Raw genomic sequence first — 22,834 nt, 5'->3', positions numbered from 1 at the left:
CCCCTTGTTGTTTCTCGTGTTATCTGCTGTTCAGCACTTCGGCGATGTGCATGACTCTGACGTTTTTATCCTTACGGTCAAGACGCCCGCCGATATTCATCAGACATCCGCAATCCGCTCCGATCAGCACCTCGGCCTCCGTGTCTTCCACGCAGGCGACCTTCTCATCCACCATTTGTTCAGAGATTTGCGCCATTTTCACAGAAAACGTTCCTCCGAATCCGCAGCATTGGTGCTTTCCGGGAAGCGTGGTCAGCTCGAGCCCCTTGACATGGCGCAAAAGCTTCATCGGCTCCTCCGACACGCCGAGCAGCCTCGTCATGTGGCATGATGTATGGACTGTCGCTTTTTTATGCAGCACCGCCCCGACATCCTCCACCCCGAGAACGTTGACGATAAAATCCGTTAACTCATATGTTTTGTCCGCAAGCTGCTGCGCTTTTGCCGCCCACTTCGGATCGTCCTGAAACAGATGCGGATATTCACGGAACATCGTCGTACAGGAACCTGACGGACTGACAACGTACTCCGCTTCTTCAAACGCGGCAATCATCCGCTTCATCGCTTTTTTCGCATCCGTCACATACCCGCTGTTGTATGCGGGCTGCCCGCAGCAAATCTGCCCCTCGGGAAAATCCACCTCACACCCGAGCCGTTCCAGCACCTCAACCGTCGCCTTTCCGACATTGGTCTGGAACATATCCACAAGGCACGTGACAAATAATGAGACTTTCATGATGAACCCCTCTTTCATCCTCAATATGTGATCCGGTCATCTGATGACCTGTTTTTAGGAAAGCTCTATGAATATCCTACACTATTCTGAATATGGATTGGAAGGTTTTTCTGAAAAATCCTTTCGTCCGATGCGCTGAAGGGGACAAAAAAAAGAGAAGCCCGAAAGCTCCTCAAGCTGCTCTACATCCCGTTTTCCAGCAGACGTCCCAGTTTTTGCACACCCTCTTTTATCGCGGCTTTACCGGCATAACTGAACGACAGGCGAAGATATTCCGCACCGTCTTCCTGATGCAGAAAAAAATATTTACCGGGTACATAGGAAACGCCGTGAGACAGAGCCCTCGCCAGCATTGCGGATGTATCCGCTCCCGGCGCTTTCACCCATACAAAGTAACCGCCTTCAGGCACGTGCCAGGATGCGGATTCCGGAAGATATCGAGCTGATGCGGCGAGCAAAACGTCACGTTTGCTTTGATATGCTTCCCGCAAGACGGCGAGCCGTTTTTCAACATTCGTTTGTTCCAGATAGACGGCGGTCACCGCTTGGGAAAACGGGTGGCCTAAGTCTTTTTTTAACCATGACAATGCCGTGATGAATGCAGCGTTCCCTGCAATCCAGCCGATCCTCATACCCGGGGCGATGACTTTTGATAATGAACCGGCGTACAGCACCCGGCCGTTTTGATCCATGGCTTTCAAGGGCGGCGGAATATCGGTGAATCCGAGCTCGCCGTATGCATCATCCTCCAAGATGAGAAAATCATACGTTTCGGCAAGCTGAAGCAGGCGGGTTCTCCGCTTCGCTGACATTACGGTTCCCGCAGGATTCTGAAAAGCGGGTATCGTGTAGAGAAGACGGGGAAGCAGAAGCCCTTTTCGTTTTCTTTCCTCAAGCATGAACGCTAATGTTTCTGTTTGCAGGCCCTCTTGATCTGTCGGAATGCTCATGATATGCGGTGTGTAATTTTTAAAAATCTCGAGCGCTTCCATGTAGACCGGAGCTTCAACGGCAGCGGCGGTTTGTTCATCGAGGAAAACCCGTGCAGCCAGATCTATCGCCTGACAGGCGCCTGACGTCACGAGCAGCTCATCGTCCCGACAGTGAATGCCGCGGATGGCTACCCGTTCTTGAATCTGCTTTTTTAAAACGGCCGTCCTCGGGCTTCCCATATAATGCAGCGGCAGATCGCGCTCCTCATCCAGAAGGCGGGCGGCGGCTTCTTTCAGCTCCTTATCAGGAACGAGTGCGGGATCGGGATAGCCGGAATGCAGGGGGATGCACGCTTTCGGAACTGCCGGCATCCATTCCCCGGGAGGATCGTTTGTCAGAGCTTTCTTTACATGGTCAGAAAAAAAAGATTCGGCCTGCATGTGATGTTATCCCCTTTCACAAGTCAGCTTCTATACATTTTCTTCAAAATAAGCCCCCAGCACTTCTTCCACATTCGTCAGGTGCGCGGTCATCGCGGCTTCCGCTTCATCCGCGTCTTTGGCGGCGACGGCGCTGTAAATGCGTTCATGCTCTTCATACAATCGCTGCACGCTCGTTCGTTTAGAAAACAGCCAAATTTTTCTCGTTTCTCTCATCGTTTCCAAAAGGAGCGCGGAGACATGATTCATGAGATGCTTGAGCAGCCCGTTTTGTGATGCTTCCGCCAGCGCCATGTGAAAGGAGAAATCCGCTTTTTCGCCCAATTCTTCGTCTCCGTCAATGTCTTTCATCTCCAGGAGAGCTTGGCGGATTTTTTGTAAATCGTCTTCCGTGCGTTTTTCAGCGGCCATGGCGGCGACGCCGAGTTCAAGCAGCTTTCTGACTTCGAGCAGCTGTTTGACGTCCTCTTTTTTCATCAAGAGGGCGGAAGAAAGCGGCTGGGAAACATGAGACGGCTCAAATTCTCTTATGTATGTGCCTTCTCCCTGCTTCATGTCGACGAGCCCCATCGCTTTCAAAGCCGACAGCGCTTCTCTGACCGCCGAGCGGCTGACCTGAAAACTCTCAGAAAGCGCCTGAACGGAATCAAGCTTTTCACCCGGCTTAAGCTCGCCCGCTTTTATCTTCTCCAGCAATGCGTCAGCGACTTCCTCGTAGATTTTTTTCGTTTTAATTTGTTTATATTTCAACGCGATCACCCCGTCACTTGTGAATCTTGATGTTTATCGTCTATTATACTTCTTTTTTCGCACCGCCGACAGGTTCAGACAATTTGTTCAAGAAAAGTATTGTACTTTCAAAACTTTCAAAATATAATGCTAATTAACCCGGTCATCAGATGACCTTATCATAAAAAGTAATCGCTTACATGACATAAGGAGGGGTTTTTTAGGGATGCAATGGACACAGGGGTACGCTCCTTTAGGGGGAAATTTGCTTTTATCGGCAGCTTGCGCGCTCGTGCCGATTATCTTCTTTTTTTGGGCGCTTGCGGTGAAACGGATGAAGGGGTACATCGCGGGGCTTTTAACGTTAGCCGTTTCACTTTTAATCGCTGTATTTGTTTACGGCATGCCGGCTGAAAAAGCGGTGATGTCCGCTTCTCAGGGAGCGGTGTACGGGCTGCTTCCGATCGGCTGGATTATCGTCACATCGGTCTTTCTGTATAAAATCACCGTGAAAACGGGACAGTTTGAGATTATCCGGAGTTCGGTGCTCTCAATTACAGATGACCGGCGTTTGCAGGCGCTGCTCATCGCCTTTTCATTCGGGGCGTTTTTAGAAGGCGCCGCCGGTTTCGGCGCTCCCGTCGCGATCTCGGCCGCTTTGCTCGTCGGACTTGGTTTTCAGCCGCTGTATGCGGCGGGAATTTGCCTGATTGCCAATACGGCGCCCGTTGCCTTCGGCGCGATCGGCATTCCGATTACCGCCGTCGAAGGTCCGACCGGGATACCGGCAATGGAAATTTCTCAAATGGTCGGCCGGCAGCTTCCGTTTTTATCCGTCTTTATTCCGCTGTACTTAATCATTTTGATGAGCGGGTTTAAAAAAGCTTTTGAGGTATGGCCGGCCATTCTTGTTTCCGGCGTCTCCTTTGCGGCCGTGCAGTACGCAAGCTCGAATTTTTTAGGGCCTGAGCTTCCGGATGTGCTGTCGGCGCTTGTTTCCATGGCCGCGCTCGCTCTGTTTTTGAAATTTTGGAAACCGAAAACGGCCTTTCGTTTCGCGGCAGAACGGGAATCAGCACCGGCCGCTGACCGGGCGCCGATCAAGTACGGGGGCGCCGCGGTGTTTAAAGCCTGGTCTCCTTTCCTTCTTCTGACGGCCATGATATCCGTTTGGGGGATTCCCGGCGTGAAGGCTGCCTTAACCGGTCATTATGAAGGAACGTCAATGTGGCTTTCCTGGCTGAATGCAGCCGGGCGTGCATTGACCTTCACGCCTCCCGTCCCATTTGTAAATCAGCAGATTCTTCAGGCGGACGGCACGCCGATTGAAGCCGTGTACAAACTTGAGCTTTTCGGTTCAGCGGGGACGGCGATTCTGATTGCCGCCGTCATCTCCAAGTTCGCCCTCGGCATGTCGTGGAAGACATGGGGCGAAGCGTTTATAGAAACGGTGAAAGAGTTAACGCTTCCGGTCGTGACCATTGTTTCTGTTGTCGGCTTTGCTTATGTGACGAATGCTTCCGGCATGAGCACGACACTCGGTCTTGCGCTTGCCATGACGGGCGCGATGTTTACCTTTTTTTCGCCGGTGCTCGGCTGGCTCGGCGTGTTTATTACCGGCTCTGATACGTCGGCCAATCTATTGTTCGGCGGATTGCAAAAGGTGACGGCGCTCTCTGTCGGGATGGACCCGGTTCTCTCCGTTGCCGCCAATTCATCAGGCGGTGTCACCGGAAAAATGATTTCTCCGCAATCCATTGCGGTTGCCTGTGCCGCTGTCGGTCTGGCGGGCAAGGAAGCCGACCTTTTCCGTTTTACGATTAAGCACAGTCTGTTTTTGCTTCTGCTCGTCTGTCTCATTACATTTTTACAGCATCATCTGTTTTCATGGATGATCCCGTAACACGGAGAACCTCCCCGGGGTTTGGCTCGGGGAGGTTTCAGCTGTACCGTTTTCTCGCCGATGACGGCGGAATATTTAATTGGTCACGGTATTTGGCGACGGTGCGCCTTGAGATTCGGATGTCATATTGTTCATGCAGCAGATCGGCAAGCTTTTGGTCTGAAAAAGGTTTCTTTTTATCTTCTTTACCGACCAATGCCTCCAGATGCGCTTTTACGGCATAATTGGAGGCACCGCCGTCCCCTGACGATTCAGCTTTCGCCGAGAAAAATGTTTTCATTTCATACAGTCCGTACGGCGTCTGAACGTACTTCCCTTTGATGGCCCGGCTGATCGTTGATTCGTGGAGCTCCAGCGTTTCCGCCACCTCTCTTAAGGTCAGCGGCTGCATTCCGCTTTTTCCTGTGAGAAAAAAGGATTCCTGCCGTTCAGTCAGGACGCCGATAATTCTCGTGATCGTTTGTTTTCTTTGCGACAAAGCCCGGTTCAGCCAGCGCCATTCCTGATATTTTGCCGACAGATAATTTTTCGTGTCACGGCACCCGGCAGCTGACAGCAGCGGCTGATAATGGGTATGAAGCTGGATGTCAGGAAACGAACGGCTGTTGAGCCGCGCTTGAATGATGCCGTTTTTCACTGTGATGAAAATATCCGGTTCCACGTAAAAACCCGGCTCCTCATGCGCATAACGGAGCCCCGGCCTCGGATCAAGCGCGCTGATCATGTCAGCGATGTCCTGAATGTCTTTAAGCGGAATGCCCGTTTTTAGTGTAAGCGCTTTCCAGTTCTTTCTTGCAAATAGCTCAAAATAGGCGTCGGCAATCCATTCCGCCTGTTCGTTCCGCTCGGGAAGACGGCGGAGCTGAAGAAGGATGCATTCCTGCAAAGACCTGGCGCCGATTCCCGCGGGCTCAAGGGACTGAAGCTTTTTCAGAACCGCTTCCGTCTCCTCTTGTGAAGCGGATACATGGTCGGCGGCAGCTGGTATGTCCTCTTTTAAATATCCGTTTGAGTCCAATGAATGTATCAGATAATTGAAAATCTTTTTCTCATCATCGGACAGCTTCATATCTAAGGCTTGTTGTTTGAGCGAATCCTGCAGCGTTTTGCGGGTAAGTCTGATCTGCTGGCTTCCGTCCCGTTCTTTCATCCTGTTTTTATTTGTTTTATGGTAAGATAGTGGCGGCGTGTCTGTTTCCTTTCGTTCAATCAGAGGGTTTTCCAGTGAGAGCTCATCAATATATCCGGCCAGTTCCGCGGAATTGTATCCGAGTAATGTGATAGCCTGTTTAAGCTCTTGCGTTAATTGAGGCTTTAACATTTGTGTTTGCTGAAGTTTGATATCCATCATGCTCACTCCCCTTTTTTCATTGTACATGATTGGTTTCATACCGTATATACTTATTAAAAGGAGTTGCTTTATAGATGTCAGAACTTTTTTCTGTTCCTTATTTTATTGAAAACTTTACACAGCACATTGAAATGAATCCGAATGAAGACCGAATTCATGCGATGAACAGCTATTACCGCTCCGTCGTCTCAACCCTTGTTCAGGATCAGCTGACGAAAAACTCGGTTGTGCTCAAAAGAATTCAGCATTTGGATGAGGCGTACAACAAAGTAAAACGCGGAGAAACAAAATAAACCTTCCGCTCATTCACAGCGGAAGGTTTTCCTTCGTGCCGGCGGTTTCCCCGATCAGACGGACATCCGGCGCTTCGTGCATCCAGGTGTAATAATAGTTGGCGTTTTTCCCGTATGAATTATCAATGACGGTATTCGGTTTCCCGAGAAGCGAGGACAGAATGTGGCCGTGAAGCCTTGACGTTTCCACCGATTCGTACCTGCTGAAAAACAGGACCGATTTCTTCGTTAAGAAATCGGAATAGCATTTCCAAAACCGCGCAATCGGCAGCGGGTTTCCCGCTTTTTTATTCAAAACATTCAGCGTTTGAAAAAAAGCGATTCCCCTGCGGTCGCTTGCTGACAGTACATCCTGCCAGTCGCAGCTTTTAACGGAAGAATTGTTTTGCAGCTTCGGATTGATTTCCCCATCCGTGCGGATAAAATGAAGCCTGCCGCGTGACGGAGCCGCTGACGCCGCCATCGGATACAGCTGATGGGCCATATCAGGCATAAGCCCGATATGATTCGCCGACAAAAAGCGTTTCGCAGTCTCGTATGACACATGATCTCTCGTAAACAGGTGGAGATCCTTGTGCTCCGCAAAAAGCGCCGCTGTCTTCTCAAGCCGTGTCTCATCCTGATAATAGATGGATTGCGGCAGGATGACGATCCTGTTTTCCGGAAAGGATTTGACGATTTTTTCCCTGAACGTCTGATAGTACGGATAGAGATCCCCGAAATTTCCGCCACCCTGACAGACGATGATCGTCTTTTTGTCCGCCCGGCGCCTGAATGGAAAATTGTCGGGATTCCAGCGCTGTTTCACGCGGATGCCGTGCGCTTTAAAAAACGCCTCCGTCCCTTTCATAATCAATAAATCCCCTACATTTCCGTAGAGGGGATAGTCGGCATAAATGATGTCAGATTGCGGCGGTATAACGCTGAGCAGACCCGTCAGCGTCTCTTTTAATCGGCTCATAACATGGCGGCTGTCCATGTTTTCTCCCCTTTCGTTTCAAACAGTCGCGCAAGTGAGTCAATGACACGCTGCTGCTCCTCAGAAGACAAGTCAGACCCGGACGGCAGACAGATGCCCCGGCTGAAAAGGTTCTCAGAGACACGCTCATGTTCGCTGTGAGGATAAAAGACGGAAGATGAGAAAAGCGGCTGCGTATGCAGCGGTTTCCACAGCGGCCGGGCCTCAATGTTCTGTTCCGCAAGACAGGCGACGGCTTCTTCCGGCGTCACGCCGTTATCAAGCGTCAGAGCCGTCAGCCAGCGGTTTGAAACCGTTCCTTCAAGCTCCGGCATCATGCGGATGCCCGGATATGTTTCCAGCGCTTCCCGATACCTGTGAAAGATTTCTCTCCTCGCCCGAACGCGATCTTCGAGCACTTCCAGCTGCGATATCCCCACGCCCGCGAGAATGTTGCTGAGCCTGTAGTTATACCCGAGCTCGCTGTGCTGGTAATGAACGGCGGCATCTCTCGCCTGGGACGCAAGAAACCTCGCTTTTTCAATCGCGGCTTTATCGTCAGACACGAGCATGCCGCCTCCCGATGTTGTAATGATTTTGTTGCCGTTAAAGGAATAAATGCCGAAACGGCCGAACGTGCCGCTCTGCCTGCCTTTATATGTTGATCCTAAGGACTCGGCAGCGTCTTCAATCAGACAGATGCCGTATGCGTCACAAAGGCTCATTAATTCATCCATTTTCGCGCTTTGGCCGTAAAGATTGACGGCGATCACCGCTTTCGGGAGTCTGCTGCGCCGCTTTGCATCCCGCAGCGCCCGCTCAAGCGCATCGGGCGACATATTCCAGGTCTCCCATTCCGAATCAATAAAAACGGGCTCAGCCTGCTCATACACAATCGGATTCGCCGTGGCGACAAACGTAAAGGAAGGACAAAATACAACGTCTCCTTTTTTCACACCCGCAAGCCGCAGGGCAAGATGGATGGCGGCCGTTCCCGAGCTTACGGCCGCCGCGCTTTTCACTCCCGCATATTCCGCGAGCCGCGCTTCAAACGAATTGACGAGCGGACCGAGCGGGGCAATCCAATTGGAACGGAAGGCTTCTGCGATGTATTCCTGTTCTTTTCCGCTCATATGAGGCGGAGACAAATAAATCCGTTTGTTTGTTTGCATGAAATCATCCTTTTTCATTATGGATAGGGGAGATGACGCGGGCCGGAACGCCGACCGCCGTCACATGGCCGGGAATCCGGCTGATGACCGCAGCCCCCGCGCCGATAACGGACCAAGGGCCGATGTCAATCTGCGGTATGACGGACGCTCCGATTCCGATGTGCGTTCCTTCCCCGACTTTCACTCCGCCGGCAAGCGCCGCGCGCGGTGAAAGATGGACGTAATCTCCGATTGCATTGTCATGATCGGCAACTCCCCCCGTATTGATGATGCAATGGGCGCCGATGTCAGCGCCCGCCTGAATGACGGCGCCCGCCATCACAACCGTTCCGTGTCCGACGGAAGCCGTTTCACTGACGATCGCCCCGGGGTGAATGAGTGCGGCATAATCGTCATCTTCAAGCCCAAGCGTTTCAGCAAGCTGCTTTCTGACGCCGTTGCGGCCGATGCATATCGTGAATACGGCCTCGGGGACGAGTTTCCGAAGCATGGGCACGTCTTTCGTCCGGCCCGTATATAAACCGTTCCGAACGGCAAAACCGCTGAATCCGTCATCCAATACGCCCGCAAGCTCCATATCGGAACGGGCCTGCACGATTTCCTTCACGACTTTTCCGTGTCCGCCGTTTCCGATCAGCACGACCTTTTTCACGATGACATATCTCCGCTGCCTGTGAAGCGCTTTGCCGTCACATGGCCGGCTTGATGTATGCCTTCTGACACGAGAACTTTTTTCACTGTTAAAAGCAGAATCTTTAAGTCGAGAAGAAATGTGCGGTTGTCGACGTACCACACGTCGAGCTTGAATTTTTCCTCCCATGAAATCGCGTTTCTCCCGTTAATCTGCGCCCAGCCCGTAATCCCCGGCTTCACCTCGTGGCGCCGCGCCTGCTCCGCCGTGTAAAGCGGCAGATAATCCATCAGCAAAGGGCGGGGGCCGACAAGACTGATATCTCCTTTGAGCACATTAAAAAGCTGGGGAAGCTCATCGATGCTCAGTTTTCTGATCAGCCTTCCCGTTTTGGTCAGACGGAGATGATCCGGAAGCAGCACACCGTTTTCATCCCGCGCATCCGTCATCGTTCTGAGTTTATACAACGTAAACGGACGCCCGTTATGCCCCGGTCTCGTCTGTTTGAACAATACCGGAGACCCGATGGCGCATCTGACGGCTGCCATGGCGAAGAGAAGGATGACGCTCGCGCCGCACAATAACAACATCGCGGCCGCTATATCAAATACACGTTTCGCCTTCAAATCTGAACAGCTCCTTTCACTTTTCGGCATTTCTGTAAAGCAAGCCGCCTTTCTTCTTTCGTACAAATGAAGAAAAAAGCGAATGCGGCATAGCTCATGCATACGGCAAGCCCCGCGGCGATCAGGCCGGCCCAGCTGTCAAGCGGTGAAAACAGCCGGATACCCCGGCAGACAGCCCAGGCAAATACGGCCGCCGCCAACGGGCCGAACATGCCTTTGTAAAACGCGGTTTTCTGAAAGCCCGTAATATACGAAACATACAGCGGCGTGAAGACAGCATTTTTCAAAATGAGAGAGACTGCACCGGCGATGGTGATGCCGTACAGCCCGAGATGTGCCGGTCCGCTGAGAACCACGGCCAATATGACATTCAGTCCGCCTAAACATAAAGTAACGACGGCGGGCGTTTTTTGTTTATTAAAAGCCGTCCATACGTAAAAAAGCGGCATGACAGAGAGACTGACCGCCAAATACGCGGCGTGAATATATAAAAGCGGCGCCGTCTGCACAAACGACGGGCCCAGCCAAATCGCCAGAAACGGTTCGGCAAGCCCTCCTAATAATGCGGCGGGAAGCGCGAGCAGAAGCCCGTTCATCCGCACAGCCTTATTGGCGTAAGACAGGAGACCTTCCATATCCCCTTTTGAGTAATAGGAAGTCAAAACCGGCGCAAACAGTGAAGCAAGCGTCCCGGCAAGACTTCTGAGCAGGAGCGGGAATTGAATAATCGCCGCATAGACACCCGCCTCAGACGGCCCCAGCACGAGGTTGGCCGTCATGAGGTCAATCTGCAGAAACAGCAGCACGCCGATCTGGTTGACAGAGCTCCAGGCACCGGCTGAAAACAGCACTTTGCTCGTCTGTAATGACAAGGTTTTACGGCTGAAAGAAAACCACGGAATCAATTTCTTAAAAAAGAAAAAAGTCAGCACGGCCGCACAGACGGCTCCCGCTAATGCCGAAAGCTGGATCTGCCAGATTTTCGGCGGCAGGCACGTAAACAGAGCGAGCACACACAGCACCCTGACCAGCATTTGCACGGCCTGAATGGAGCTTGTGATATAAAGCTTGTTGGCAAAAAACGGCCCCGTCGCGAAACCCGCCATAAAAAACGTCAGCATAAACAGCACGCTGCCGATCACGATAGAGAGCCTCACATCCGTTAAGAGCCCGGCCGGCACATTCATAATCTTGTCAATAAAAAAAGCCGTCCCGGCGAGCGGCACAGCGAGTAATAGAGATATCACGACAGACGCGGCTAAATAATTGCTTACATACGCATTGGCCTCGTCCCTGTTCCCCCTGTGGGCGGCGACGGAGAAAAACCTCACAACGACAGAGCTCAGCGCAACGGTAATAATAGAGAAATAGTTAATGATATTCTGTGTCAGATGGACAAACCCAAAAGCCTCCACACCTAATGTTTTCACAATAAAGGGCGTCATCCACACTGATAAAAACACCGATAGTAAAAACGCCGTCACATTGGCGCCGAAATTAATGGCAAATTTCATGCTCCTTCCGCACTGCCTTTCTCTTTCGATTTCCGTTCGAAAAACGCATGCAGAAGAAGAGGAAGGCGCATTTTGCACAGACCGAGCACCACGCGCTCCCCCGCCAGCAGCTGTTTATGGCGGCACGGCGTCCTGCGCACCGCCGTTTTTACCATGTCATACGTTAAGATTCTGCCGATGTGCGCCGTAATCTGATGTGACGGCTGCGGGGCGGCGCATGCGTTGGCGATCAGCATCGGAATCTGATGCTTGCACAAATATGTATCGATATCGCTCCGGCAGGCGTCCGTCAGCCCGTTTTCCTCATAAAAAGCCATTTTCGCTTTATATTGCCTTTGCAGTTCGTGATCTAAGTGGGGCTTAAACGGTGTTTCTGTAAGACTTTGCGGATTTTCCCGGTAGATATACAGCCCTTCGTCTATCACTTTGATACGCGCGGCTTGGCGGAACGCTGCCAAATTAAACGGAGAGTCTTCGGCAAACCGGATATCTTCATGGAACAACAGCCCTTGCAATGCTTCTCTCCGGTATATATAGCGCCACACATACCAAATAAACCGATGTTCGTGCGCGCGGGTCAGCAATGCAGTCATTTCATCCGCTGTGAAGACGCGGCCCGGCGGAAGGGACGGCGGCATATATGTTCTTTTCTTAGACGGCGTTTCCTTATAATAGCCGCATCCGGCGATATCCAGCCGGTTCTTCTCCGCTTCTTCATAAAGCCGCTCGAACATCGTTTCCGTCACATAGTCATCGCCGTCCGCAAAACCGATATAACGGCCGCGGGCGGCTTTTATTCCGGCATTGCGGGCCGAGCTGAGGCCGCCGTTTTCTTTATGAATCACCCGGATTCTCGCATCTTCTGCGGCGAATTGTTCAGCAATCCGCCCTGACTGATCCGGTGAACCGTCATTGACGAAAATGATTTCGATGTCTCTCAGCGTCTGTTTTGTTAAAGAAACCGCGCATTCTTTCATAAAAGGCTCTGTCTTATACATCGGCACGATCACGCTCACAAGCGGCGCGGTCATTGGGCATCACCGCTGATTTTCGAGCGCAGCCCGGCAAAATAAACACTTCGCAAAGAACCGCCTTCCTCATGCTTGCCGCTGAGCAGCCGGTTTACGGCGGACGTTACGGCTTCAGGGTCGGGACGTTCAAGCAATGTCATGTTCGGTATGTTTTTCAGCCATTGATAGCCTTCCATCACCTTATGATCAAACGAACGAATGACGACACAAGGCGTTTTCGTCAGCGCACAAAAAATCATCCCGTGAAGCCTGTCAGTGACGACGGCTTCCGCGCCTTTCAGCGTATTCCAAAGCGCCTCCAGCTCCTTTTCACGCGTATGGCGGCTGACCCTCCGGCCGACCGTCGTCGTAAAGGAATACAGCTCTCCGTACTCTTTTGCCAAAGCTTCTTTTACCATCGTTCTGTCCTCAGCCGTCAGCGCACTCTCCTTATCCTCCCGTAAACAGAGGTAGATCCCTTCCCGCGGGATGCGCCGCTCGCTTTTATCCAAATATAAGACCATGTCAGGCTGTTTGAGCACTGTTTTTCCGGGAAAATGACGCTTCATCCATTGATACGTCGTCTCATCTCTCGCCATTAACAAAAGGTCGGGATGCGCATTGTACACTTTTCGGGCGCGCTTCAGTTCCTTCCGTCCCTTTTTTGATTCAGAAAAGTGAGCCGTCGCCGGAAGCTGAACGATCCGATATTGCCGGAATGTTTTTATGATAAAGCGGCGCGTCCATTCCTCATACCGGTACAAATCCCCCATGTTCCCGCCGCCGATGATGAATACCATATCATCGGGGTGGCGCTTTTTGATCAGCGCTTTTGCGGATCTGTATATATCCTTCATATCCACCTCGACAATGTCAAAATCGGGATACTCCCGTTCAAGAAACGTTTTGCTTGCGTAGGCGATGGCGTGATCGCCGAGATTATCGTGGGACGGGAGCAGCGTCAGAATGATCTTTTTTCTTGCCGCTGTAAGCCCCGCCCCATCCGCTGCCGTTCCGAAATGAAATTGGGACGGGTATTTGACCTTAAGCAACAGCCATTCCGCGAGATTGATTTTTAAAGATTGTATCGACATGTCTTCACCCTCTGATTTTCATTTTGTACTCGATTGCCCGCTGATACGCGGCTGATGCCAGCGACACGAACGGAATCAGCTTCAGCTTCGCCAAAAGCAGAAGGCATGAGCGTTTGGCGTCAAACGGCGCCGTTCCGGTTTTGGAAAGGCTCAGGCGAAACACGGGATCAGCGCATATCCGGCTGATATTCTTCCACTTCTCAGAAAACCGGCCGCCATTATTCCGCTTCCATTCATTCAGCAGGCAGACTGTTCCGTGCTGAACGATGAAAAAATCCAGCTCCTGCCGGTATTCCTGTAAGCAGCCGTTTTCACGCAAAAAAGCCTCGTTCAGCCGATAGAGAACGAGACCTGAGTCAAACAGCTTTTTCTGATAGCTTTGCACAATGGAAGTCAAGTGAATCCGATAATGATAGAGCGGCTGATCCACGTACGAGACCGCACCTGCGAAAACATGCGCCCTGAGGCTGAAGTACTGATCCTCCACGTGCTCCAGCTCATCACGAAGCGGAAAGCGCAGCTGATGATGCTCGATCATGGTTCTTTTGTACAGCTTGTTCCATGAAAAACCGCTGACCCTTCCTTCAAATAAATCTTTCAGGTACAGTTGTTTCGGGCGCCCCGCGTAGGCTGAAGCGATCGTTGAAACGGCGGTTTTCCCCGTATCCGCAAACTCGGCCGCATATTCGCAAATCACGAGATCAGCCTGATCAGCCTTCGCTTTTTCATACATGCGCAGGCAATAATCAGGTTCAACCCAGTCGTCCGCATCAATAAAAGCGATAAATTCGCCGCGCGCCGCCGCGATCCCCTTGTTGCGGACCGCGCCGAGCCCACGGTTTTGCTGATGAATGACCCGGATTCTCTCATCCCGCTTCTGATAGGTTTCAAGAATCGCCGGGCTTTGATCCGTTGACCCGTCATTAACGGCCACGATTTCGATATTGGCGAGCGACTGATTGAGCAATGAATCTAAGCATCTTTCTAAATAAGTTTCCGTATTATACACAGCAATTAATAAACTGACCGCGGGTGTTTCCATATAAACCTCCAATGTCCATTACCGGGAAAAAATCGTTCTGTACGGAAGCACAGACGAATCGACCGGCATAAGCAAGTAACTGTAAAGAAAATAACAGACAATAATGGCGATATAAATCAGCGCATTTGATTTTTCATCAAAAATTCTCACAAAATAAGGGATCAAGATCATTTGGTACAGGCCGAAATATATATTAAACCGGGCGAAAATAACATCCTTTGTCGCCAAAAGACCGAAGAGCAGGCCGAGCAGACAGAAATTCACGATGACATCACTGTCAGGCCAGAGCTTCCGCAGCCGCTCCCGATAGCAGAAAGCCAAAAACAGCGGCAGAAGCAGCACCGCGATTTTTACGACGTTCATCCCGTTCGTATTGGTCATCAGCCATTTCTCATAATGGCCGTATGAGCTGTTTTCCAGCACGACGACAAACAGCGAAATGAACTTCTGATACAGAAACGTCATAAGAAGAAACAATGCCGACAGTCCGAAAATCGCGGGCGACCAGGCTTTTTTTCTGACGAGAAAATAAACCGGAATCATAATCAGCGCTGAGGAATGAAAAAGCGAACACAGCAGCACGATTGACATATAACGCTTCCAGCTTCCGCTGATCACGTAGCGGACTGCCCAAAACAAAACGGCCGCCACCATATACTGCCTGATCCCGTTAAAGGAAGCGTAATAGTGATACGTGCCCAAAAACAAAAACACACTCAGCTCAAACGGACGGCCGAACTCAACGAGCCCCTTTAAAATAAAGCTGCACGTCACGACCGCCACGGTGAAATACATGATTTGCGGATCTTTCGTGATAAAATTCATGAGCCAGATGAGAGCCGTAAACCCCGGATCAACGGCTGCTTTTTTCGCTCCGAACCCGAAGATCTCCCAAATGCTTCCGTAATTTCCCGCCAGCTTGTACATCAGCGCGTACGTCTGAAAATCCGTCCCGACTCTGTAGCGCAAGCCGGAGACCAATACGAGCGATAGCAGCGGAACGATCATGACGAGCTGATTCGGCCGGTATCCGGTCGAAAGCGATTGATCACGCCCGCCGCACATTTTCGCGAACCATGACCAAATATACACAATTCCCATATTGACTACGTATACAATCATTCGTTACTGTTCCTTTTTCCAATTCATATTGTAAAGCTTCATAACAGCCCCCGCATTTTCTTCCGCGTCATATCCCTGCCGTCTGAGGGTTTCTTTAATGCGCGCCCCGTCAGGCTTTGCCGCCTCTGCTGCCCGTAAAACCGCGGATGCCCATTGTCCGGGCGGTTCTTTGAGGCTGAGCCTTTTGACCAGCCCGAGCCCGGCATCGGCTTCTTCCGTTATGCCGTCTGATATCACGCACGGCACCCCGGAGGCCTGCGCTTCAACGAGCGTGACGGGCAGCCCTTCATAAAGAGACGGCATGACAAATACATCCAGCGTTTTCAGCAGGGCATGAACGCGGTCTTCTATGCCGATAAAACGCACATCATCATCAAGCCCCAGCTTCGCCGCCAGATTTTCCATGTCGGTGCGAAGCGGACCGTCTCCGGCGAGAATCAGCTGTAAACCGATGCCCCGCTCTTTCATATCAGCTGCCAGCCGGAGCAGAAATTCATGGTTTTTTTCTTCTGTAAAGCGGCCGATATGGCCGATCACCAAACGGCCGCCTGCAATGCCCCGCTTCCTTTTTTCAGCTTCTGTGTCCGCGCACCCGCCGGCAAATAAGTCGAGATCAATGCCGTTCGGCAAAAGATGCACGTCTTTTTCTTTCCCGAATAAGAAACGGCCCGCGTCTTCTCCGCAGGCGCACAGTGCCGTGGCGTTTGCCGTGATCAGCCGTCTGAAAACAAACAGCTGCATCCCGGCAAGCCGCGACGCCCGCCCCCGCCACGACGTACTATGCGAATGGCAGATCCGCACCGGGACGCCGGCTAAACGAGCGGCAAGCGCGATGAATCCCGACTGAAAATCGGTATGGGCGTGCACGGCGGCAAACGGGCCTTTTTCCTGAATCACCCGCTTGACCTGTTTCACAAATGTAATCGGGTTTGTGCTGCCGATGCTCGGCACATAAAAAAGCCGTCCGCCGAGAGCGAGAATTTCCTCATCATAAGCGCACGGATCGTTCCTATGGGTTAAAAAATCAAACTGCACCTTCGTTCTGTCCATCTTCCGGTACAAATTCATCATCATCGTTTCTGCGCCGCCCCTGTTCATCCCGCTGAAGATGTGCAGCACCCGCATCGGTTTGTCAGTCATGTTCGGCAAGCCCTTCTTTTTGGCGGATGTCCCTGTTTTTATGATAACGGTTCATGACCGCGGGCGGCGTAATGGCGCGGATGAGCGGCTTTGCGATATACGCGTAATGGGAAAGCGGCAGCTTCAGCCGTCTGCATGCCTGAAAAACGAGGACCGCGTTATCAATGGAATACGTAAACGATCTCCTTTTAAACGCATCACTGTCCTCTCTGACTTTATACAGCGTTTCTTGGAGATTGTACCCCCGGAAACCCGCTTCAAAAAAGCGCAGCCACAAATCGATATCCTCCATCCGCCGCGTCCGCCTGACTGACCGGTAGCCCCCAAGCGCTTTGTACGCTTCAGCCCGCATCATAATGGTGCCGTGGCAGAATGGTGTGCCTTTCGCCATAATTCCCGGTTTCGGCACGGGCGGCAAAAGCCGGGCGCCCCTTACACCGAATTCGTCAAATACGAGCATCCCCGTGCCTACGACTTGATAGTGGGCGTGCTTGTTTAAGAAAGCGGCCTGTTTTTCCAGTCTCCTCGGGTTGGAGATGTCATCACCGTCCTGCCTGGCGATATAATCCCCCGTTGCGTATGTCAGACAGCGGTTAAGCGAAGCGGCAAGCCGTTGATTTGTCTTATTTTGAATCAGCGTAATCCGGTCGCCGTAATGATCCGCGTAACGGCGCGCAATCTGATACGTTCCGTCAGTTGACGCGTCATCACACATAATCAGTTCCCAATTCTTATAAGATTGGCTCAGGATGGATTCAATACTCTCCGCTAAAGTCTCTTCGCAATTATAAATTCCCATGATGACGGAAATTTTCGGTTGTGCTCCTGCATTCATACGCTTTTCTCCTTTTTATCCATATAACCGGCGTAAATGTGCGCCATTTCCTTTACCGTACGTGTTTCTGAAAAACATTCCGCCGTGCTGCGCCCTTTTTGCCCCATTGCTTTTCGCAGACACGGTGAGCGGTACAGCTTTTCAATCCGATCGGCAAACGCCGCGCTGTCCCCGGCCGGCACGAGAAAACCGTTCACACCGTCTTCGATGATCTCACGGTGCCCCCTGTTGTCCGCGGCAACGGCCGGCTTTTCGGCAGCCATTCCTTCAAGCAGATTCATGCCGAGCCCTTCGCGGATGCTTGAGGCGACAGACAGATCAGCAAGCTGAATCAGTTCATGAATATCGCGGCAAAAACCGTAAAACCGCACCATGTCGGATACACCGAGTGATTCAGCCTTTTTTCTGTACGGCGCTTCCATCGCGCCTTCTCCGGCAAATACGAGTTTCAGCTCCGGGATGCGGTTCTTCAGCAGTGCCGCAGTCTCAATGAGAAGTCCCTGGTTTTTATTGCCGTTTAATTCAGCGGGGTATACGAGAATAAATTCCCCGGCGCCGAAGCCGTGTTTTTCTCTCAGACGTTCACTCTCTTCCCGGCTCACAGGGCGAAACCTGTCTGTATTCACCCCGATGCCGTGTATTTTTTTCGCGCCGCAAGCTGTTTTTTTCATTTGCTTGGCCCGTTCGTAATCCTCTTCATTAATCGTAATCAGACAATCCGTATAAGAAGAAAGAAATTTTTCGATCGGGTAATAAAGAAGCCAGTTTTTCAGAGGCGCTCCGTCGCAGAAGTGAAAGCCGTGCGCGGTGTACAGCACCTTTGTCCCTTTTTGGCGCGCTTGTCTCGCCGCAAGGCGTGCGAGCACGCCGCCGACCGGCGTATGGCAGTGAATCATGTCGTAGCCGTTGTCCTGAATGAGCCGTTTCAGCCGCCTGTAAACAGAAAGATTTTCGGGATGAAACGGCGAGCGGCGAATTGGAATGGAAAACTTTTCATCAACGAACGGAAGATTCATATTGCCGCCTGCCGCGACGTGCACTTCCCACCCCATATCCTGAAACCATTGAAAATACGGAAGATGAAAGGCTTTAAAATGATAATCGACAGTGGCGCAGAATAATACTTTTTTCGTCATCTTTCTGTCCTCCCATCACACGCCTGCGGCCGCTTCTTCATGTACTGATTCGATCGCCTCAAACAGCCGTTTTCTCAGCTCTTCTTCAGGCAGACGGCTGAATTCCTCCATAAAACGGATGAGCACGGCCCAATTCCCGTCCACCGCTTTCCCGATATGGATTTTCGGAAAAATCTGCTCCGTATGTACTTCATTATGATTCAGCAATTCTTCATACATCTTTTCTCCCGGGCGGATGCCGGAGAATTCGATGGGAATCTGTTCTGTCGTATAGCCTGATAAATGAATCAGGTTTTTGGCCAGATCGACGATTTTGACGGGTTCTCCCATATCCAGAACGAAAATCTGCCGCCCTTTTGCAAGCGCCCCCGCCTGAATGACGAGTCTTGACGCTTCGGGGATCGTCATAAAATATCTTGTCATCGCCGGATGCGTGACGGTGACGGGTCCGCCTTTTTCAATCTGCTTTTTGAAAATTGGAATGACGCTGCCGCGGCTTCCGAGCACATTTCCGAAACGGACGGCGGCGAATTTGGTGCGGCTGACCTTTCCGAGGTTCATGATGACCATTTCCGCAAACCGTTTCGTCGCGCCCATGACATTGGCCGGATTGACCGCTTTGTCAGAAGAAATCAGCACGAATGTTTCCGTTCCGCACATATCGGCGGCTTCGGCGACATTTTTCGTGCCGATAATGTTGTTTTTAACGGCTTCTTCCGGATTATGTTCCATTAACGGCACATGTTTGTGGGCAGCCGCATGATAGACGACGTGCGGCTCGTATTTTTTCATCAAGGTAAAGATTTTATCTCTGTCCTGAATATCGGCGATCTCCGCGTGAAAGAGCACCTCTTTGCCGAAGCGTGCGGACAGCTCGGTATGTACGGAATGAATGCTGTTCTCCCCGTGGCCGAGAAGGACGATTTCCCGCGGAAGAAACGCGCTGATCTGGCGGCAGATTTCAGAACCGATTGAGCCGCCGGCGCCCGTGACCAGAATCGTTTTTCCCTTGATGCTGTCAGAAATTTTGCTCGTATCAAGGGTGACCGGCTTTCTGCCGAGCAGATCTTCGGCTTTTACATCTCTGATGTGTCCGGCAGCCTGCGTTCCGAGCAGGATCTCGTCAAATTGCGGCATGATTTTAATATGGGCGCCCGTCTGCACACATTCTTTGTATAACGTCTGAAGCTCATGGGTGCAAAGAGACGGAATGGCGATGATGATATGGTGAATTCTCAGCCTCTGCACCGCCGGCATAATGCTTTCTTTTCCGCCGATGACGGGCAGGCCCATGATTTCAAGCTTATGCTTCGTCTGATCATCATCAATAAAAGCCACAGGCATGATTCCGAGATCGTTTTTCTGGGTAAGCTGACGGACGAGCAGCGTCCCCCCCGAACCTGCGCCGATGATCAGCGCCCTGGAAGAGTCATTTTGCTTCCTGCCGATCGTTTCTTTCAGCACCCGTGAAATCATCCGGCTTCCTCCGATGAACAATAGCTGAACCATCCAGCTGACGGCCAACAGCCGGAACAAAATCGTGTGGAACACCCCGTATTGGACGGCCGCTGTTACGGCTGCTGACAGCGTGATACCCTTCATCAAGGCAAGCAGCTCGCCTATTCCCGTGTACGTCCATACCTGCTTATACTGGTGAAATATAAAAGCGCATACATGATGGCTGATCAGCATGCTCACGGCAGTCAGCAGCAACGCTCCGGAGTCATAAAAGTGATAAGAATCCTCAAAAAATTGATATCCTATAACAACGGAAAGTAAAACGAGATACGTATCCAATGCAAAAATCATTGAAAGTCTTCTCCGGTAAGTCAATCTTTCCCCTCCTCATTTATCGGTTTAGCTGATACGGTTTTCGTAAAAACAGACATAACAGCTAAGCCGATAACAATGCATCATCTTAAGATAAATTGGGCATTTAACCCGTCCTCACACCCCGCCACCGACGACCAGCATCTAAGGCAGCGAAAAACGCCGCCCACAGCAGAGCCGAGTGCCTCCGTTGATAAAGGTAAGGAGACATCACCTGCACCGCTCAATACGAGTAGTGCTCCGTTTTTTTGATTTTCTTTTTATTCAGCAGCGCCCCCAAAAGCTTTGCCTTTGACTGCTGGAGCGCGTCTCTCGCCTTTTGGACGGTATCCATTTTCGTTTTTCCGCTCAAGACGACGAGAACGCTTCCATCTGTCTGATTCGCTAAAATCTGTCCGTCCGCCACAGCCAAAAGCGGAGGTGAATCGAAAATAACCAGACTGTACCGGCTGTACATCTCCTGAATCAGCTCTCCCATCGCCTTTGAAGATAAAAGCTCAGCCGGATTCGGCGGCGTCGGCCCGCTCGTTAAGACATAGAGGTTGTCAATCAGCGTTTTTTGCACCGTTTCGCCGAGGGAAGCGTTTCCGACTAACACATTTGTCAGGCCTTGTACATTTTCAAGCTGATAGGTCTCGTGTATCGTCGGTTTTCGTAAATCCGCATCGACGAGCAGCACCTTTTTTTCCTGCTGCGCAAATACCGCGGCAAGGTTGGCGGCGCTGAATGATTTTCCTTCTCCCGGAACGGAAGAAGTGACGAGAATAGAGCGCAAATGGGTCTGAACAGAGGAGAACTCAATATTTGTCCGAATGGTGCGGTATTGTTCAGCCACCAATGATTTGTGATGTAAAACGGATATTTGAGCCAGTCCCCTTCTTGATTTCTTTTTTCTGAATCCCAAACGCCTCACTCCCCGAAATGTTTTTCATCAGACCGTGTCTGCTGATTTTTGATGTCATACACAACCCCTAAAACAGGCAAGTCTGTTTTTTCGCTGAGCTGCCGCTCGCTTTTAACGGTTTCATCAAGAAAGTGGAGAAAAAACGCAAGCGTCACACCCGCCATGAGAGCCGCACCGAACGCCATCATGATATTTCGGATGCGCGAAGGCTTGACCATCGGGCTTTCCGATGCTTTTGCCTCAGACAAAACAATGACGCCTTTTATATTCATCCTGTCACGGACTTCTTTTTTAAATGTCTTCATCAGCGTGTTCGCTATAGCGGCGGCCTGTTTCGGATTCTCGTCCTGCACCGCTACGGTAATGATCTCTGAATCGGTTTCGCTGCTTGTCGTGATCTTTGCTTTTAAAGCGGATGCCGTCTCAGAAAGATGCAGCGTCTGCTTCACTTTCTCAAGCACAACCGGGCTTTTCATTATCGTTTGAAACGTATTGTTGTAATGAAGATTCAGCTGAACGTCGCTGAGATTCGAATTTTTTTCACCGCTTGTTTCATGAATGAGCACTTGGGTCGATGACTGATAAACGGGCGAAATCACCCGGAATTGGATGTATCCCGTCACCAGCGTTACAACTGCTGTCATGATAAAAATCAGTAAAAGTCTGTGTTTAATAATGTCAAATAATTCTTTAAAACTCATATTCTCATTCATGTAATTACAGCCTCATCCTTATTGCATCAGGCTTTAACGCCCCCTTCTGTTAATGATTGGATTATAAAAGAAAAGGTCGAAATTTGAAAATTTCAAATTAAGCCATTTGGTTCTTTTTAGAGAACATTATCATGATTTTCCTCTTATTTACTGCACTTACCTTATAATTTTAAATTTTATAAAGAACGAAAAATTTCTTATAATGAACAAAAAAATGCCAGTATACAGGGGAGAATTCAGCACAATGATTGGAAGAATAATTCGTTTATACCGCAGAAGAAAAGGCTACTCTATTAATCAGCTAGCAGTTGAAGCAGGTGTCTCTAAATCTTATTTAAGCAAGATAGAACGGGGGGTTCACTCAAATCCGTCCATCCAATTTCTGAAAAAAGTATCCGCCACCCTGCAGGTCGATCTGACGGAGCTTTTTGATGCCGAAACGATGCTGCACCACATGGGAGACACGGAAGATGAGTGGCGCATCCACCTTGTGCAGGCCGTGCAGTCGGGCATGCCGAAAGAAGAACTGTTCACCTTTACGAACAAACTGACTGAAAAACGCCCGGAGCCCGCACCCTACCGCAACAGAAAACTGACTGAATCCAACATTGAGGAATGGAAAGCGCTGATGCAGGAAGCCAAAGAACTCGGCTTGTCCGTTCAGGAAGTCAGATCATTTTTAGAACGGAAGCGTTACTGATGATATGCTGATGAAAAGGCTT

General features: G+C 50.8%; 22 protein-coding genes. 3 read left to right on the top strand and 19 right to left on the bottom strand.

Features of this window, described 5'->3' with window-relative positions; translation table 11 throughout:
- Positions 1–19: 19 nt before the first annotated feature.
- From NQS30_RS01925 to lutR, 3 genes are all read right to left on the bottom strand, one after another.
- Positions 20–736, bottom strand: coding sequence for a (Fe-S)-binding protein (locus tag NQS30_RS01925; RefSeq protein WP_060562541.1), 717 nt, complete (start codon positions 734–736; stop codon positions 20–22).
- 182 nt (positions 737–918) lie between these two features.
- Complete coding sequence (locus NQS30_RS01920; protein ID WP_160223282.1) at positions 919–2,109, bottom strand: aminotransferase-like domain-containing protein; 1,191 nt, start codon at positions 2,107–2,109, stop codon at positions 919–921.
- Positions 2,110–2,139: 30 nt separating this feature from the next.
- The gene (gene lutR, locus NQS30_RS01915) at positions 2,140–2,859 is read right to left on the bottom strand and encodes an L-lactate utilization/bacilysin biosynthesis transcriptional regulator LutR (RefSeq protein WP_015240627.1); all 720 of its coding nucleotides are present in this window, start codon (positions 2,857–2,859) and stop codon (positions 2,140–2,142) included.
- Positions 2,860–3,064: 205 nt separating this feature from the next.
- Here lutR and lutP point away from each other — a divergent pair, with 205 nt between their 5' ends.
- The gene (gene lutP / locus NQS30_RS01910) at positions 3,065–4,741 is read left to right on the top strand and encodes an L-lactate permease LutP (RefSeq protein WP_218791387.1); all 1,677 of its coding nucleotides are present in this window, start codon (positions 3,065–3,067) and stop codon (positions 4,739–4,741) included.
- 37 nt (positions 4,742–4,778) lie between these two features.
- Here the strand turns inward: lutP and rpoN are convergent, their stop codons facing one another.
- Positions 4,779–6,089: an RNA polymerase factor sigma-54 gene (gene rpoN, locus NQS30_RS01905; RefSeq protein ID WP_043020638.1), complete on the bottom strand. Its 1,311-nt coding sequence runs from the start codon at positions 6,087–6,089 to the stop codon at positions 4,779–4,781.
- Between the two features lie 77 nt (positions 6,090–6,166).
- Between rpoN and yvfG the strand changes: the two genes are divergently transcribed.
- Positions 6,167–6,385: a protein YvfG gene (gene yvfG, locus NQS30_RS01900; protein ID WP_003151570.1), complete on the top strand. Its 219-nt coding sequence runs from the start codon at positions 6,167–6,169 to the stop codon at positions 6,383–6,385.
- Between the two features lie 13 nt (positions 6,386–6,398).
- Here yvfG and NQS30_RS01895 read toward each other — a convergent pair whose 3' ends face one another.
- From NQS30_RS01895 to NQS30_RS01825, 15 genes are all read right to left on the bottom strand, one after another.
- Positions 6,399–7,364, bottom strand: a complete 966-nt coding sequence (locus NQS30_RS01895; protein WP_169509967.1) for a polysaccharide pyruvyl transferase family protein — start codon at positions 7,362–7,364, stop codon at positions 6,399–6,401.
- Positions 7,343–8,515, bottom strand: a complete 1,173-nt coding sequence (locus tag NQS30_RS01890; RefSeq protein WP_218791388.1) for a DegT/DnrJ/EryC1/StrS family aminotransferase — start codon at positions 8,513–8,515, stop codon at positions 7,343–7,345. The genes NQS30_RS01895 and NQS30_RS01890 overlap by 22 nt, the downstream gene beginning before the upstream one ends.
- A gap of 4 nt (positions 8,516–8,519) precedes the next feature.
- On the bottom strand, positions 8,520–9,167 hold the full coding sequence (locus tag NQS30_RS01885) for an acetyltransferase (protein WP_043020623.1): 648 nt from the start codon (positions 9,165–9,167) through the stop codon (positions 8,520–8,522).
- Positions 9,164–9,772, bottom strand: a complete 609-nt coding sequence (locus NQS30_RS01880) for a sugar transferase (protein ID WP_012118505.1) — start codon at positions 9,770–9,772, stop codon at positions 9,164–9,166. The genes NQS30_RS01885 and NQS30_RS01880 overlap by 4 nt, the downstream gene beginning before the upstream one ends.
- Positions 9,769–11,286, bottom strand: coding sequence for an MATE family efflux transporter (locus NQS30_RS01875; RefSeq protein WP_163113477.1), 1,518 nt, complete (start codon positions 11,284–11,286; stop codon positions 9,769–9,771). Before NQS30_RS01875 ends, NQS30_RS01880 begins: the two co-directional genes overlap by 4 nt.
- Complete coding sequence (locus NQS30_RS01870; RefSeq protein ID WP_124692717.1) at positions 11,283–12,317, bottom strand: glycosyltransferase; 1,035 nt, start codon at positions 12,315–12,317, stop codon at positions 11,283–11,285. Before NQS30_RS01870 ends, NQS30_RS01875 begins: the two co-directional genes overlap by 4 nt.
- Complete coding sequence (locus tag NQS30_RS01865) at positions 12,314–13,390, bottom strand: polysaccharide pyruvyl transferase family protein (RefSeq protein ID WP_071392312.1); 1,077 nt, start codon at positions 13,388–13,390, stop codon at positions 12,314–12,316. The genes NQS30_RS01870 and NQS30_RS01865 overlap by 4 nt, the downstream gene beginning before the upstream one ends.
- Before the next feature lie 4 nt (positions 13,391–13,394).
- Positions 13,395–14,432 (bottom strand): glycosyltransferase family 2 protein, encoded by a 1,038-nt coding sequence (locus NQS30_RS01860; RefSeq protein WP_025285316.1) that lies wholly within the window; start codon positions 14,430–14,432, stop codon positions 13,395–13,397.
- Positions 14,433–14,450: 18 nt separating this feature from the next.
- Positions 14,451–15,554, bottom strand: a complete 1,104-nt coding sequence (locus NQS30_RS01855) for a biofilm exopolysaccharide biosynthesis protein EpsG (protein ID WP_124692716.1) — start codon at positions 15,552–15,554, stop codon at positions 14,451–14,453.
- Positions 15,555–15,557: 3 nt separating this feature from the next.
- Positions 15,558–16,694: a glycosyltransferase family 1 protein gene (locus NQS30_RS01850; RefSeq protein WP_060562535.1), complete on the bottom strand. Its 1,137-nt coding sequence runs from the start codon at positions 16,692–16,694 to the stop codon at positions 15,558–15,560.
- Positions 16,687–17,529: a glycosyltransferase EpsE gene (gene epsE / locus NQS30_RS01845; RefSeq protein ID WP_012118512.1), complete on the bottom strand. Its 843-nt coding sequence runs from the start codon at positions 17,527–17,529 to the stop codon at positions 16,687–16,689. Before epsE ends, NQS30_RS01850 begins: the two co-directional genes overlap by 8 nt.
- Positions 17,526–18,665 carry a glycosyltransferase family 4 protein gene (locus NQS30_RS01840; RefSeq protein ID WP_053574050.1) on the bottom strand — a complete coding sequence of 380 codons (1,140 nt, stop codon included), beginning with the start codon at positions 18,663–18,665 and terminating at the stop codon, positions 17,526–17,528. The genes epsE and NQS30_RS01840 overlap by 4 nt, the downstream gene beginning before the upstream one ends.
- 15 nt (positions 18,666–18,680) lie before the next feature.
- Positions 18,681–20,498, bottom strand: coding sequence for a polysaccharide biosynthesis protein (locus NQS30_RS01835; protein ID WP_170919548.1), 1,818 nt, complete (start codon positions 20,496–20,498; stop codon positions 18,681–18,683).
- 220 nt (positions 20,499–20,718) lie between these two features.
- Positions 20,719–21,399, bottom strand: a complete 681-nt coding sequence (locus tag NQS30_RS01830) for a protein tyrosine kinase EpsB (protein WP_007407393.1) — start codon at positions 21,397–21,399, stop codon at positions 20,719–20,721.
- Between the two features lie 5 nt (positions 21,400–21,404).
- Positions 21,405–22,112 (bottom strand): YveK family protein, encoded by a 708-nt coding sequence (locus NQS30_RS01825; RefSeq protein WP_007613932.1) that lies wholly within the window; start codon positions 22,110–22,112, stop codon positions 21,405–21,407.
- Between the two features lie 244 nt (positions 22,113–22,356).
- Here NQS30_RS01825 and slrR point away from each other — a divergent pair, with 244 nt between their 5' ends.
- On the top strand, positions 22,357–22,812 hold the full coding sequence (slrR, locus tag NQS30_RS01820; RefSeq protein ID WP_007407395.1) for an HTH-type transcriptional regulator SlrR: 456 nt from the start codon (positions 22,357–22,359) through the stop codon (positions 22,810–22,812).
- The last annotated feature ends 22 nt before the right edge of the window (positions 22,813–22,834 follow it).

Source organism: Bacillus sp. B1(2022) (assembly GCF_040259625.1).
Classification (GTDB): domain Bacteria; phylum Bacillota; class Bacilli; order Bacillales; family Bacillaceae; genus Bacillus; species Bacillus velezensis.
Note: the sequence above shows the minus strand (reverse complement) of the source record. Positions and strands in the feature narration are given on the sequence as shown.